Origin of the sequence: Butyrivibrio sp. AD3002, assembly GCF_000420905.1 — a bacterium.
Classification (GTDB): Bacteria; Bacillota; Clostridia; order Lachnospirales; family Lachnospiraceae; genus Butyrivibrio.
The window spans coordinates 471,275-485,742 of record NZ_ATVV01000001.1 but is presented as its reverse complement, the minus strand read 5'-3'; the positions used below and the strand labels follow the sequence as shown (position 1 = coordinate 485,742).

11 protein-coding genes are annotated in these 14,468 nt (G+C 43.1%); all 11 read left to right on the top strand.

Annotated elements, in window-relative coordinates; translation table 11 throughout:
- The first annotated feature begins 25 nt into the window (after nucleotides 1-25).
- The 11 genes from fliE (at nucleotide 26) to G596_RS25835 (ending at nucleotide 13,968) form a co-directional block, all read left to right on the top strand.
- Entirely contained in the window at nucleotides 26-367 is a 342-nt protein-coding gene (gene fliE / locus G596_RS0102085) for a flagellar hook-basal body complex protein FliE (protein WP_022760175.1), read from the top strand.
- Between the two features lie 126 nt (nucleotides 368-493).
- Complete coding sequence (gene fliF / locus G596_RS0102080; RefSeq protein WP_022760174.1) at nucleotides 494-2,146, top strand: flagellar basal-body MS-ring/collar protein FliF; 1,653 nt, start codon at nucleotides 494-496, stop codon at nucleotides 2,144-2,146.
- 31 nt (nucleotides 2,147-2,177) lie between these two features.
- Nucleotides 2,178-3,284, top strand: a complete 1,107-nt coding sequence (gene fliG, locus G596_RS20565) for a flagellar motor switch protein FliG (protein WP_022760173.1) — start codon at nucleotides 2,178-2,180, stop codon at nucleotides 3,282-3,284.
- Nucleotides 3,277-4,509 carry a FliH/SctL family protein gene (locus G596_RS0102070; RefSeq protein ID WP_196805176.1) on the top strand — a complete coding sequence of 411 codons (1,233 nt, stop codon included), beginning with the start codon at nucleotides 3,277-3,279 and terminating at the stop codon, nucleotides 4,507-4,509. The genes fliG and G596_RS0102070 overlap by 8 nt, the downstream gene beginning before the upstream one ends.
- Nucleotides 4,509-5,867: a flagellar protein export ATPase FliI gene (fliI, locus tag G596_RS0102065; protein ID WP_022760171.1), complete on the top strand. Its 1,359-nt coding sequence runs from the start codon at nucleotides 4,509-4,511 to the stop codon at nucleotides 5,865-5,867. The genes G596_RS0102070 and fliI overlap by 1 nt, the downstream gene beginning before the upstream one ends.
- A 53-nt stretch (nucleotides 5,868-5,920) precedes the next feature.
- On the top strand, nucleotides 5,921-6,379 hold the full coding sequence (gene fliJ, locus G596_RS0102060) for a flagellar export protein FliJ (RefSeq protein WP_022760170.1): 459 nt from the start codon (nucleotides 5,921-5,923) through the stop codon (nucleotides 6,377-6,379).
- Nucleotides 6,379-7,362, top strand: coding sequence for a hypothetical protein (locus G596_RS20560; RefSeq protein WP_022760169.1), 984 nt, complete (start codon nucleotides 6,379-6,381; stop codon nucleotides 7,360-7,362). Before fliJ ends, G596_RS20560 begins: the two co-directional genes overlap by 1 nt.
- Before the next feature lie 171 nt (nucleotides 7,363-7,533).
- Nucleotides 7,534-9,201 carry a flagellar hook-length control protein FliK gene (locus G596_RS0102050; protein WP_022760168.1) on the top strand — a complete coding sequence of 556 codons (1,668 nt, stop codon included), beginning with the start codon at nucleotides 7,534-7,536 and terminating at the stop codon, nucleotides 9,199-9,201.
- Between the two features lie 20 nt (nucleotides 9,202-9,221).
- On the top strand, nucleotides 9,222-9,947 hold the full coding sequence (locus G596_RS23370) for a flagellar hook capping FlgD N-terminal domain-containing protein (RefSeq protein WP_022760167.1): 726 nt from the start codon (nucleotides 9,222-9,224) through the stop codon (nucleotides 9,945-9,947).
- A 126-nt stretch (nucleotides 9,948-10,073) separates the two neighbouring features.
- Nucleotides 10,074-10,472 carry a TIGR02530 family flagellar biosynthesis protein gene (locus tag G596_RS0102040; RefSeq protein WP_022760166.1) on the top strand — a complete coding sequence of 133 codons (399 nt, stop codon included), beginning with the start codon at nucleotides 10,074-10,076 and terminating at the stop codon, nucleotides 10,470-10,472.
- Nucleotides 10,473-10,683: 211 nt separating this feature from the next.
- Nucleotides 10,684-13,968: a flagellar hook-basal body complex protein gene (locus tag G596_RS25835; protein ID WP_026671156.1), complete on the top strand. Its 3,285-nt coding sequence runs from the start codon at nucleotides 10,684-10,686 to the stop codon at nucleotides 13,966-13,968.
- Nucleotides 13,969-14,468: the final 500 nt, after the last annotated feature.

Here is a 14,468-nt window from a genome sequence, read left to right as displayed (position 1 = left end):
ACAGGGGATCCGCGGGGAGATATAAATGGCAGATATTGATATTAGTCAGATAAGAAATGTTCATTCGACAGCGATTCGAAATGCTGAAAAGGTTAATTCCAAGGTTACTAATCCACTTGGGGACAGATTTGGTAACGATGGTTCTTTTAATAATATTTTCAAGAGAGCTGTTGAAAATATAAATACTACGAATGCGTATCTGTCAGATGCTGAGAATGAGGAGATTAAGTGGTCTCTCGGTGAGACGGATAATACACATGATCTTGCGATAGCGCTGCAGAAAGCCGAGACAGCACTGCAGTATACGGTAGCGGTCAGAGACCGCATGCTTTCTGCATATAAAGAAATCATGCAGATGCAGATATAAATTGATTTATTAGCCTTCTCCTTTGGAGAAGGTGGCATGAAGAAACTATATGCCTTCCCCTGGGGGAAGGTGGCACGAAGTGCCGGATGAGGGGAAGCTTTAGAAGTAAGTACGGAGGAGAGGAGTATGAGAGAACGTCTTTTGGATCTCAGGGACAGGATCCTTGGGTGGTGGAATCGCTTTACAATCAGACAGAAGACGCTTATTGGAGCCTGCGTAGCTGCAGTAATCATGGTAATTATTATACTGGTTACTGTATACAACCAGCCCAAATATGTAACGGTTGCTACTGTTGAGACTATGAAGGAGTCGCAACAGATAATTGAATTATTTGATGAAAACGGTATTAAGTACAGAAAATCAGAGGACAATCTCAGGTTTGAGGTTTTGAAATCGGATGAGAGTAATGCCTCTCTTTTGCTGGGTACAAACTATATACAGCCCGATACCTATAGTATTGATAATGTAACCAACGGCAGCTTTTCAACAACAGAATCGGATAAGCAAAAAAAATACATAGCTTATCTTGAAAGTAAGCTCGGACACGATTTTGAAGAGTACTTTGATGATATAGACAGTGCCAGAATTGAGCTTCATATACCGATCAATGATGGAACTCTTTTATCCAAAAACGAGGAATCTTCAGCATCGATATTCTTAAGACTTAGGGATCCTGAGTCCTTTACGGAAGACAATGCGGCATTTCTTGCTAAGGCAACAGCAACGGCACTTGGAAATAATACAACGGAGAAGATAACCATCATGGATAGCGATGGAAATCTTTTGTTCTCCGGTTCCGAAGATACTACTGCTGCAGGGCTTGCCAGCACTCAGCTTAATGCTAAGACCAAGGCAGAGCAGCAGGTGAGAAATGAAGTTATCAGAGTCCTTAAGGGCACAAAGCTCTACAATGATATTGAAGTTGCAAGTAACCTGATCCTTGATTTTTCAAATATAAAAAAGACGACACATACTTATACACCTGCTGAGGATCAGACACAGGGTGTTTTGAGTCATGAGGATAACTACAGTGCCCAGAATGTAAACGGCACAAGCGGCATTCCCGGAACTGATACCAATAATGATGATGAGACCTCCTATATGCTTCAGGATAATGAGAATTCATCATCTACGATAGAAGAGGAATCCAAGGATTATCTTCCTAACGAGGAGATTACAACTGTTGATACACCTTCAGGTAAGGTGAATTATGAAGAGTCCACAATCTCCGTTACAGCTACAAAGTATGTTATCTATAATGAGGATAACTATAAGCCTGAAGAGCATGAGAACATGACCTGGAAGGAATTTAAGGAGAATACCGGGGTCACACAGGCAGAGGTGGCTGAGGATACGATAAATATTGTTGCCAAAGCGACAGGTATTTCGGCAGCAAATATTTCAATGACAGCGTACGAACAGCCTGAATTCTTTGATTCAGAGGGAAAAGGACTTACCTTTACGGATGTCCTACAGGCGATACTTATACTTCTTATTCTCGGACTTCTTGCATTTGTTATCTGGAGAAGTATCAGAACCAGAAAAGAAGAAATCGAGATTGAAGAAGCTGAGGAAGAGGTTCTGCCTGATGAACTTTCAGTTGAGGAGCTTCTAGAATCACAGCCGGATGAATATCTTGAGGAGGAGGGTGGTCTTGCGGATATAACCATGGAAGAAGGAAGCGAGACTATGAAACTCATCGAGAAGTTTATCGAAGAGAATCCGGAAGCTGCAGCGATACTTCTTCGCAACTGGCTCAAGGAAGACTTTGAGATGTAATTCTTAAAAATCACGGAGGGGAATACTTACAATGGCTATCGACGGCGAAGAATTTGATGATGACGAATTAGAAGGTGGCGCTGCTGCCGCAGCGGCGGGTGGATTACCTCCCGCAGGGAATTATGATCCGGCTCTTACTGCGAATCTTTCAGGAACGCAGAAAGCAGCCATCCTTTTGATTGCCCTCGGACCGGAAAAGTCATCCGCCATTTTTAAACATTTGAAAGAAGATGAGATAGAGGAACTGACTCTTGAGATTGCTAACACTAGAAGTGTAACACCTCAGGTTAAGGAAGCGGTTATCGAGGAGTTTTACGGAATCTGTCTTGCCCAACAGTATATTGCTGAGGGTGGTATCAACTATGCCAAGGAACTTCTGGAGAAGGCGCTTGGTGAAGATAAGGCGATGGATGTTATCAGTAAACTGACTGCATCTCTTCAGGTTAAGCCCTTCGAGTTTATCAGAAAGGCCGATCCTTCACAGCTTCTTACCTTCATACAGGATGAACACCCGCAGACTATTGCTCTTGTTATGTCCTATATGTCATCGGCACAGAGTGCTATGATCCTTGGTGCGCTGCCGCCTGAGAGACAGGCTGATGTTGCAAAGCGTATCGCAACAATGGATAGAACAAGTCCCGATACGATCAAAGAAGTTGAGAGAGTTCTTGAGTCCAAGCTTTCATCACTGGTTAACCAGGATTATACGGTTGTCGGTGGTGTAGATGCTGTGGTTGAAATCCTCAATGCAGTTGACCGTGCTACTGAGAAACATATCATGGAGACTCTGGAAATCGAGCAGCCTGAACTAGCAGATGAGATCCGCAAGAAGATGTTCGTCTTCGAGGATATCCTTCTTCTGGACGACCGTGCTATTCAGCGCGTGCTGCGTGATGTTGACAATGCTGACCTCGGCCTTGCTTGTAAGGGATCTACTGAACAGGTACAGACCGCTATCTTTAACAACCTGTCTAAGCGTCTTGCTGCAATGATTAAGGAAGACATGGACTTCATGGGACCTGTTCGTATGAAGGATGTTGAGGAAGCACAGCAGAAGATTGTTAATGTTATACGTAAGCTTGAGGATGCCGGTGAGATTGTAATCTCCAGAGGCGGAGGTGATGACCTGGTTGTCTAATCAATCTAATTTACTTAAGTTCGGTTGGTATCAGGTTGATGAAAACGATAAGCACATCATTGATAACAACGAACTTGCTGAGCAGAAAATAGAAAAATATCAGGCCCAGGAAGCCAAAAGAAGGGAGGCATTGGAGAAAGGTGAACCAGTGCCTGCTTTTGGCGCGTTTGAGGAAGGACTTGGCTTTGAACAGGTAGGTGCTTACGATGAGGGTCAAAATATCATAGGCAACACCAATTTTGATGACCAGAATCAGATTGGTGGCTTTAATGAGGGCTTTCAGGAGGGATTTCCGGAAGAAAGTGTTCAGAATTATGGTGATGGATTTGATAATTCGGGCGTTTATGATGAGAATTCCGGTTACGGAATGGAAGGCCAGCAAGGTTTTGGAGAGAATATCCCCTATGATTCAGGGGAGGGTATGTACGGCACAAATCCGGCTGAAGGATATGGTGAGAACCCCGAAGCAATGGGTGAGTACGGATATCAGGGAGATAATTTTGATAACCAGGGAATGGGTATGTCCGAGGAGGATATGAACCTTGGTATGGATATGACACCCGAGCCGGAGCCCCCGGCAGAGGAAGTTCCGCAGATCAATCTGGAAGAAATACAGGCTCAGATTGATGAACAGATCAGAATGGCAGAGGAACAGGCCAAACAGATTGTTGATGATGCCCAGGCTCAGGCTGATGAAATACGTAATCAGGCCATGGAGGAAGGTAGAGCTGCCGGATATGAAGAAGGAATAAAACAGGCCGCTGAGGAAATAGAAAAGATGAAGGCAGAGGCCGAGGAGGAGATCCAGGCCGAAAAAGATAAGCAACAATCGGATTTTCAGCAGCTGGTTGCGAGCATTGAGCCTGATATGGTTGATACATTGACGCAAATTTACGAGCATGTATTTAATGTTGACCTTCGAGAAAATAAAGATATAATCCTTCATCTCATAAGAACTACACTTGGAAAGATGGAGAGCGGAGTTGATATTATTTTGCATATATCAGCCGATGATTATGATCTGGTATCCGATGAAAAGGCGAACCTTGAGGAAGTAATGGCATCCCCGAATTCAACTCTTGAAATTGTTGAGGATCCGCTTCTTAAAGAGAATGAATGTATAATTGAATCCGAGGGTGGTGTATTTGACTGCTCTCTTGGCGTGGAGCTTTCGGAACTTTCGAGAAAGTTGAAGCTTCTATCATTTGACAGGAGTAGGCGCTGATGGCAAATGGAATTATCGATTATTCAAAATATAAAAAGATATCTAACAATATGTTTTACAAGGTTCGAGGCAAGGTTGTTAATGTTGTCGGACTTACGATAGAATCTGCGGGCCCCGAGGCTAAGATGGGAGATATCTGTTATATTTATTCCAAGAAGAAGGAAGGTGAAGCTACAGCCAGACCTTCCGGAAGGGGAACCATGGCTGAGGTCGTGGGTTTTAAGGATAATCATGTACTTCTTATGCCTTATGAGAATATTAGCGGTATAGGAAGCGGCAGTATTGTTGAAAATACAGACTCGCCGCTTCGCGTTAATGTTGGAGAAGGCCTTCTTGGAAAAACCCTTGACGGTCTTGGAAGAATAGACGGAACCAACTATGGAAAGGGCGTTGCTCTTGAAAACGGAATAGCATACTCCGTTGAAAATCAGCCGCCGGATCCAATGACAAGAGATCCGATTTCGGATGTTTTATCACTTGGAGTTAAGGCAGTGGACGGCCTTCTTACAGTAGGAAAAGGACAGCGAATCGGGATATTTGCCGGTTCCGGTGTCGGTAAGTCTACTCTTATGGGTATGTTTGCAAGAAATACCAATGCGGATATTAACGTCATTGCCCTTATCGGAGAGCGTGGAAGGGAGGTCCGTGAATTCATAGAAAGAGACCTTGGCCCTGAGGGCATGGAACGCTCAATAGTTGTGGTTGCAACTTCTGATAAACCTGCGCTTGAGAGACTTAAAGCGGCTAAAACCGCAACCTCAATTGCGGAGTATTTTCGTGATAAGGGAAAAGACGTGCTTTTGATGATGGATTCTCTTACACGTTTTTCCATGGCACAAAGAGAGATAGGACTTGCGAGTGGTGAACCTCCGGTATCAAGAGGTTATCCGCCGAGTGTATATGCTGAGATGCCTAAGCTCCTTGAGAGAGCGGGTAAGTCTAGAAAAGGCTCAATTACAGGCCTCTATACTGTCCTGGTCGATGGTGATGATTTTAATGAGCCTATTACAGATACCGCCAGAGGTATTCTTGACGGACACATAGTCCTCAATAGAAAGTTAGCTCAAAAGAACCACTATCCGGCTATAGATGTACTTGCCAGCATTTCAAGATGTATGAGCGCCATTGCGCCTTCGGAACAGAAGAAAGCAGCAGGTAAGCTAAAGAATGTGCTTGCAACCTATTCCGATGCTGAAGATTTGATAAACATCGGAGCATATAAGGCGGGAGCCAATAAGAACATTGATTATGCCGTATCCAAAATAGATGCCGTGAACGAATTCCTTATGCAGGAGACAGATGAAAAGTTTACCTATGAGGAAGTCGTAGCGCAGCTGGAGAGCATGTTCAAAGAATAAGATAGAAGCCTTCCCCTAGGGGGAAGGTGGCACGTAGTGCCGGATGAGGGGCCATGGCAAGATTCAACTATCCCCTTCAGGGCGTCCTTAATCTGCGACTCCAACAGGAAGAGCAGGTCAAGATGGAATTCGCCCAGGCTCTGAAGGAACTTAATGATCAGCTTGATATATTGAATGACTACAATAAAACGCGAGATGCTTTTATTCAGGAAGGCTATGAGCTTCGGAGCGCCAGTATAATGGATGTTCAGAAGATCATGGACAACAATTTTTACGAAAAGCAGATGGATGTCATAATAAAGGATCAGGAAGTTAAGGTTGATGCTTACAGAGCAAAATTCGAAGTCGCAAGAATGAAGCTCACCAGAGCCGTGCAGGAGAGGAAGATGCAGGAGAGGCTTAGAGAAAAAGCCTATGAACAATTTGTCGAGGAAGAAAAAGAAGCCGAGGCAAAAGAAGTTGATGAAAGATCAAGCTTCACATACACCAAACGTACCAGAGAGGAACAGTAATGGCAGACAAACCCGCAAAGGATAATACTGAAGCTTCGGTTTTACCCAAGCCGGTAGATCCTGATAAAGAAGCCAGAAAAAAAATAAAAGAAGAGAGAAAAGCCCTTCGCCAGGAGCTAAAAGAGCAGAGAAAAGCTGCAAAGCTGAAGGAAGCTGAACTGGCAGAGAGAAATGCTGAGCTGAACGGTGATGATGGTGGTGGTGCGGCTACACTTGTTATCACTTTCATTATCATTTTGATCTGGCTCATTATTATGGGCATTTTCATTAAGCTGGATGTGGGAGGCTTCGGCTCAAATGTTCTTGCACCGATCATAGGGGACATACCCGGAATTAACAATATTCTTCCGGAGGGAAGCTACACACCTACAGAAAAGAAGAAGCAGGAAGAAGCACAACAGCCGCTTGTGAATCCGGTTGATGAACAGCTTGCGAGCAGCCTTGATGAAGCTAATCTCTATATCAAGAGGCTTGAGAATGAGCTTCGAAAGGAAATGGAAGAGAACAAGAATCTTCAGGAAGAGAATGAAAAGCTTCAGACCGAAGTGACCAGGCTCCAACCTTTTGAGGAGAATCAGTCCAAGCTCGAACAGGAAAAAGAGGACTTCTACAAGAACGTTGTTTATGCGGACAACGCGCCTTCAGTAGATGAATATAGAAAATACTATGAGGAGATTGAACCTGACGTTGCAGCGCAGATTTATGCACAGATCATTCAGGGACAAGCGGATGATATTGAGCTGGAACAATATGTAAAAGCATATTCATCCATGAAGGCAAAGGAAGCTGCAGCAATCTTTGATGCAATGATTGAGAATGATACCGGAGATGCGGTAAGACTCATTTCGAGAATTTTGGGCAAGATGAGTGCCGAAAACCGCGGTGCTATTCTTGATAAGATGACAGAGGAATATGCAGGTAAGGTTACCGACTACATGGAACCTGCCACACATAAGGCTACAGTATCCGGAGTAGGCAACTAAGCCTTCCCCTTGGGGGGAAGGTGGCACGAAGTGCCGGATGAGGGGAATTTTAATAAATTTTTAATATTTTTCGGCCATGCGGGTTAAGTTTTCTCCCACATGGCCGATATTAGTTATGTAAAGCTATGGGCAAACCATACCCAAATCTAAAAGGGAAAGGAGGAAAAAGCTTTGATAAGTAACGCGATTCCCGGTATTGGAACACTAAATACATATACCAATACCCAGACAGCAAAAGGAATTGCTGCTACAAAGGAGCAGACTACAGATTTCCAGAAAGCGCTTTTAAATGCCAACTCGCAGAAGCAGACAGCGTCAATTACAACAGATGTAGCAAGGACTCTTACACAGACAGGAGCAGCGACAAATAATGTAAGTGCGACCTACGAAAAGTCACAGGCAGCTCAGCAGGCGAGTACACAAAACAGTGAACAGACAGCTGTAAAAGAGACAACTACTACAGACGAGACAACGGCAGCAAAGACAGATACACAAAAGGAAAATGTAACGGCCGAGGAAGCTGTAGAAACTTCAAATGTCACGGAACAGACAGAAGAAAATGCCCAGGTTGTGACAGTAACAGAAGAAAATGCCGGCGAAGACACAGCTGCTATTGCAGCGGCAGATGAAGCCGAGACCGCTTTGGAACAGGCTATGCTTGAAAGCAGCAGACTTCTGATGGAACAGCTTGCAGATGAACTTGGTGTCGATATCGAAGACATCGAGAATGCAATGGCAACACTGGGACTTACAAATGTAGCAATACTTGATCCTACAAATCTTACACAGATAGTTGGCCAGCTTACCGCTGCAAATGACGTAATGGCCATCGTAACCAATGCAGACTTGTATCTGAATGTACAGAATATGCAGGATGCGGTAGACACTACCAGACAGAACCTCATGGAGGAGTTTGGATTAAATGAAGAAGGATTTAACTCCGCACTTGAGGATTTCAATGAAGCTTTAAGTGAACAGCAACCCAGACAGGAAATTGGAGAAATTGTTGCAGATACAAATAATCCGGCAATTACTCAGACCTTTGAAAATGCGGTATCCTCTGAGGCAGTAAGACTTGACCTTACAGGTGACGGCATTGTAAAGGAAGTAAGCCAGCAGGTGGCAGAGGCGACTAAAACAGAAGAAACAACTACAACTACAGAGGCAGCAGGAATTGCTGAAAACGAAGAAGCAACTCCAAATTTCCAGCTTACAGTAGAGACACAGGAACATCACGAAGAGCATCATAGTGATAACAAGAAACAGGAAAACACAGAAGGGTCTGTATACAACCAGGTGATGAATCAGATATCAGCATCTCTTACCGAAGTAGTGGAGACCGAAAGCTATGGGCAGATGGCAAGGGCTAACACTCAGGAGATAATGGATCAGATAACCGAGTATATCAAAATGAATGTAAGATCCGATACAACCACAATGGAACTTCAGCTTCATCCGGCAAGCCTCGGAAATGTAAATGTAATCATCGAAGCGGCTAAGGACGGAAATGTAATAGCAAAGTTCCTCACTCAGAACGAAGATGTAAGGGCAGCCATTGAAAGCCAGATACAGCAGCTTCAGGATAAGCTTAATGAGCAGGGCGTAAAGGTTACTGCAGTAGAAGTAACAGTAAACGCAGGAGCTTTTGATCAGGCACTTAATGACAGCCAGAGCCAGAGAGAAGATGATGCTGATGCGCAGAGTTCTGTCAGAAAGCCCATGAGAAGAATAAGACTCGGAGACCTTTCCTTAGAGGAAGTCGGAGAAATAGCCGAGGAAGATCAGCTCACAGCTGAGATGATGGCGATTAACGGCAACTCAGTCGATTTTTCAGCATGATATACGGCGGAGGTAATTAAATGAGTGTAAATGCAGTAGTTCAAGACGGTAAACTCGTTGATACCAAGAGCAAAACCAGTGACGCTACTAAAGCGGCGGCCAATCAGGGATATGACAAAAACGCATTTATGAATATTCTCTGTGCACAGATGAAGTACCAGGATCCTTTGGAGCCGACTTCTAACACCGAGTATATCAATCAGTATGCGACCTTTACACAGGTTGAACAGCTATCCAATATGGCAGAGGCTTTCTCAATGTCCAGAGCATCCGACCTTGTTGGAAAAACCGTTATCGTTACAAATGAGGCGGGCCAGCAGGTTCAGGGCAAGGTTGACTATGTAACATACAAGAGCGGAGAAGCATATCTGAATATAGACGGAACAGATTACAAGATGGAAGATGTAAGCTCAGTAGCGGACAGCCACTTTGTAGAGATTCATGATCAGGCAGATGATCTTGCAGAGATGATGGAAAAGTTCCCTGTTTATGAAAACATGGTATTTACCGATGCGGATGCAATTTACAAGGCCTTCAGCTTTTACGAGAATATGGATGCGGATGCAATTGCTCTTCTTGATCAGTCTGATATTGATAAACTTGAAAAGTATTATAAGAGAGCTCAGGAACTTGTAAAGGAAGCTAACCAGAATCAGGCAGACTACGAGGAAAGACAGAAGGCTGAGAAGGAAGCAAAGATCGACGAGATAACAAACGACCCCGATGAAAGCGTATCAACCGAATAAATGAATCATATCATTTATTAAATTTATGTAAATTTGTAAATTGGGTTTAAGTTTTTGATTAGCAAGCCGAAATATAGAGCGGTAAAGCAATTAGGCTTAGTGTTTGTTTATGGAAAGGAGTAAGCCGTGAGAATAGATAATACAAGCGGATTCCTTTCAATTGAACAGGTTCAGAACCAGTACTTTGGTCAGGGCGAGAAGATCAGAGGCGGCGCCGGCGTCCAGAATTCGGACTTTGGCAAAATCCTCTCTCAGATCGAAGAAAGCAGGGAGGGTGTCAGATTTTCAAAGCACGCTTCCAACAGACTAAGTGACCGCAACATTGAGCTCACACAGGATCAGATGAACCGCCTGAATAACGCAAGGAATCAGGCCAATGCGAAAGGAATAAACGAATCACTTATCCTGGTTGATCAGCTTGCCTTCATCGTAAATGTAAAGAGCAACACAGTAGTTACAGCGATGGATAGTCAGGAAACTGGCAGCAACATTTTTACCAATATAGACGGAGCGGTAATCGCATAAGTTCTATAAAATGGACAGAATGAAAGAAGAAATATGACCGGACCGAGGACAGGGCAGCTGTCCGTAAGCTTATCGGAAGTGGTAAGTATCTAAGGAGGTCACGAATTCCCGAACGCCAGACGGAATTCAATCACGTTTCCCCTTCTTTTTCATTCCAACCGGAAAATAGAATATGTGTGCCGTCCCCCATCAAAGTAGGAGGACATGCCTTATGATGAGATCACTTTTTTCTGGTGTAGCAGGACTTAAGACCCACCAGGTCAAGATGGATGTTATCGGTAATAACATCGCGAACGTTAACACCACATCCTTCAAGTCACAGTCTATCACCTTCAGTGATTTGATGTACCAGACTACGCAGCGCGCATCCAGAGCTACCGAGAGAACCGGTGGTATCAATGCACGTCAGATCGGTCTTGGTGCAAAATCAGGCGCGATTGCAACAGCAATCACTCAGCAGGGCGCAACGGAAACAACTAACAATCCGTTCGATATGCGAATTACCGGCGACGCTTTCTATGTAGTAAATAACGGAAACCAGACAATGTTTACAAGAGACGGTTCCTTCTATGTAGATGGTGCAGGAAACCTCGCAATGCAGTCAACAGGTTACTTTGTATACGGCTGGTCAGCACAGGAAGATCCCGAGACAGGTGCCATCACCGTTAACACAAACGGCGGTATCGGCAAACTTCAGATCATGAGTGCCGAGAACATGACATATCCTCCGGAAGGAACAACAGAAGGACTTGTAAGCGGTAACATTGACGCACACGACACAAACATCACAAGTGATAACGGAAAAACCGTAACTCTCGAGTTCTACGACAATCTTGGTTATCTCTACACAGCAAAATTCGCTGTTCGCGACGTTGATGACCTCGAGCATACTTATACAATGACTCTCGAAGATATCCTTGATTCCAAGGGGAATACAATCGGCGCAGAGAAGCTCAGCAACGTAACCTTCACAGACCTTGATAATGATGAGCAGACCTACGGACTTCGTGATTCCTGGACAAAGACAGTAACAACAGTTAACTATACAGCAACAGTTGGTGCTAAGAATGTATCTTTTAAAAATTCATCAGGATCAACCGCATATTCAGGAATTCCTACAAGCGGAGCAATTTCAAATCTCGTTGATAAGGCACCTACACTTCTGAGAAATGTGTATGGACTTACAGTTGGAGTAGCAGGAGATACTTCAGTAGCATCTACAGATTATTACACAATTAACACCGACGGCTCCATCAGCGTATACCCTGTAACACAGGCAGATACATCATCATCAAGTCTTGGAACCTATTATAAGAACAGCAGCACAGATACCACAGTTACATACGGAACCTATGAGAATTCCACTTATGCAACACTTCCCAGAACTCTGGATATGCCCAATACGGGTGTTTTGGATTCCAGCCAGAAGGAAGTCCTTGAATCAATGTTTGGCTTAAAGGTTGAAGACCTTGATTACATACCTAAGACAGGCGAAGACAGTGTAACTTATTCATATAGACTTTCATCTGACGGAGTATCAGGTCTTACACTGTATAGAAACGGTGAATCACATGAAGAAAAGCCGCTTGATGCAGATTACAGAATAGTTAAGTATGATTCGGGAACAATTACATTGAATAACAGAAATACAGATACTAATATAGATATCCCCGAAACTGCATCCGGACCTAATGTTTTAACAGATGATCTGCTTAAAGCATACGGATTATCCAGATCCAACTACCCAGTAGATGCAAATCACACTTACAGCTACACAATCAACCTTACAAACGGAAAGATCGATATTACTAAGGTTGAAACAACCGTAGAAGGAGATACAACACTTACCAGACCACTTAGTATTACAGATTATAACAATCCTGTAGGAACAGTAACAATAAATGTTCCGTCGACACCTCCAACAACAAGACAGTTACCGATAACAGATGCTATCAGCGAATCGTCAGCTCCCCTTGATCTTGAAGCACTGGGGCTTAAAGCAACACCACTTCCGGAGCAGAACGCAAGCGGTACAGAGCTATACACATATCAATATACGATTTCTGATGCCGGAGTTATGACTGTTGAAGTAACGACAGTAGCAACAACTCAGCTTACCGAAAGACCTTATGACAGCACAAAATATGTTTACTCAACAGAAGGAACAACAGCTGTATTCAGTGATGATAAGAAAAATCATAAGTTTGACAGAAAAGGTGATCTTTCAAGCCTTGATCCCGAATCACTTGAAATACTTGAATGCTACGGCATGACAGCAAATGATATCCCTGTATCTGATGACAACAGTACATATACCTACAAATATGAAATTGCCACAGATGGTAAGATTACTATCTACAAGACCACAAGTACAAAGTCAGCTGCTAACGAATATCAGAACCAAAATACCTATTCGGTTTACATGAATACCGGATCAAACATCGTATACAGAAATTACAAGAGCGAAGTTGAGACAGCAGTACCGCTTTCAGGAAATATCAGCTCACTTACAAACTCACAGAAGAATGTGCTTAAAGCTATCTACAACTACACACCCGGTAATGATGATGTTACCTATAAGCTCAGCGATGACGGATCAACACTTACAATCGGAACAAAGAATAACTCAGGTGTAAAGAGCTTTGCAATTACAAAGACAACAACCGAGACACAGCTTACATTTGAAATCGAACTTGACGAGACAACCGCTACCTTCAAGAATGCAAGCGAAGAAGGAAAAACAGTTTACGACAAGATTCCGAGAACCGGCTATGTATCAGAGATCTTCGATGCAACAGCTACAGCAGATTTCTTCCCGGATGTTTATAACTACACACCTGACAAGACTTCCGGAAACTACGAGACACTTACCTATCACATCCTTGATGACGGAACACTTCAGATTGTAAACAACGCAATTACACTTAAGTACAATGCAAAGACCGGCGCCATCGAGCAGCCCACAGAGAAGATCGTTCTTAATTTCAACCAGGACGCTGTTATCGATGGACAGCCTAAGATGGCAGGTTTCACAGATGTAAACATGGATTTCTCATCCACAACTAACTACAATACAATGGCAACCTCCACAATCGGAGCAGTTAAGGGTGATAAGGAAAGTCTTAAGACCGGACGTGCAGTCGGCGAGATGAACGGTGTTACAATCGGTAAGGACGGAACAATCTACGCAACCTATTCAAACGGTCAGACAAAGCTCCTTGGACAGATCGCAACAGCAGAATTTGCTAACGCATCAGGTCTTGAGAAGAACGGTGACAACCTCTATACACAGACACTTAACTCCGGCGAAGCTACAATCCAGGATGTAACAACAGACGGCGGATACATCACCACAGGTGTTCTGGAAATGTCAAACGTAGACCTTTCAAGTGAGTTCACCAGCATGATCACAACCCAGCGTGGATTCCAGGCTAACAGCCGAATCATCACAGTTTCAGATACACTCCTTGAGGAGCTGACAAATCTGAAGAGGTAATAACTTAGCGAGGGGGAGATAAAGCTAAGATAAACAAAAATGGCGCTCAAACCTGAGCGCCATTTTCGCTAGAAGAGATTCGGTTGAAAATTAATTACAATAATATTTAGAAAATTATGAAATAAATTTTCAATAACATCATTGAATTATCTGTTGATCAGAAATCAATATATTAAATACAAATAAACAAACCCGAAAAATTCTTTAAAGTAAAAACAGGCCATCATTATTTCAGAAAAAGAGCCAAAACTATTTTAATAAATCACGAGATGTTGTATAATCAAAAATGAAGTATGCACAAGATGTAGCGTGTAATTTTATTTCATCAAAAACTATACATTTTGAAATAAAAATACAAAAGCTGTGTTTTTGCGTCTTTCAGGATGCCTATTCATCGAAAAAGCATGATAAAATTATCTTAATTAAACTGATTCGTGATAATTTTGCTTCAGTGGGAGATTATTTTCTGAATGCTTTTTTCAAAAAATAATTATATGAGG

Bases quoted from the DNA above. Each gene is read 5' to 3' on its own strand.
- fliE (WP_022760175.1), top strand. From the start codon at position 26: ATGGCAGATATTGATATTAGTCAGATAAGAAATGTTCATTCGACAGCG.
- fliG (WP_022760173.1), top strand. From the start codon at position 2,178: ATGGCTATCGACGGCGAAGAATTTGATGATGACGAATTAGAAGGTGGC.
- fliI (WP_022760171.1), top strand. From the start codon at position 4,509: ATGGCAAATGGAATTATCGATTATTCAAAATATAAAAAGATATCTAAC.
- G596_RS20560 (WP_022760169.1), top strand. From the start codon at position 6,379: ATGGCAGACAAACCCGCAAAGGATAATACTGAAGCTTCGGTTTTACCC.
- fliF (WP_022760174.1), top strand. From the start codon at position 494: ATGAGAGAACGTCTTTTGGATCTCAGGGACAGGATCCTTGGGTGGTGG.
- G596_RS25835 (WP_026671156.1), top strand. From the start codon at position 10,684: ATGATGAGATCACTTTTTTCTGGTGTAGCAGGACTTAAGACCCACCAG.
- G596_RS23370 (WP_022760167.1), top strand. From the start codon at position 9,222: ATGAGTGTAAATGCAGTAGTTCAAGACGGTAAACTCGTTGATACCAAG.
- fliJ (WP_022760170.1), top strand. From the start codon at position 5,921: ATGGCAAGATTCAACTATCCCCTTCAGGGCGTCCTTAATCTGCGACTC.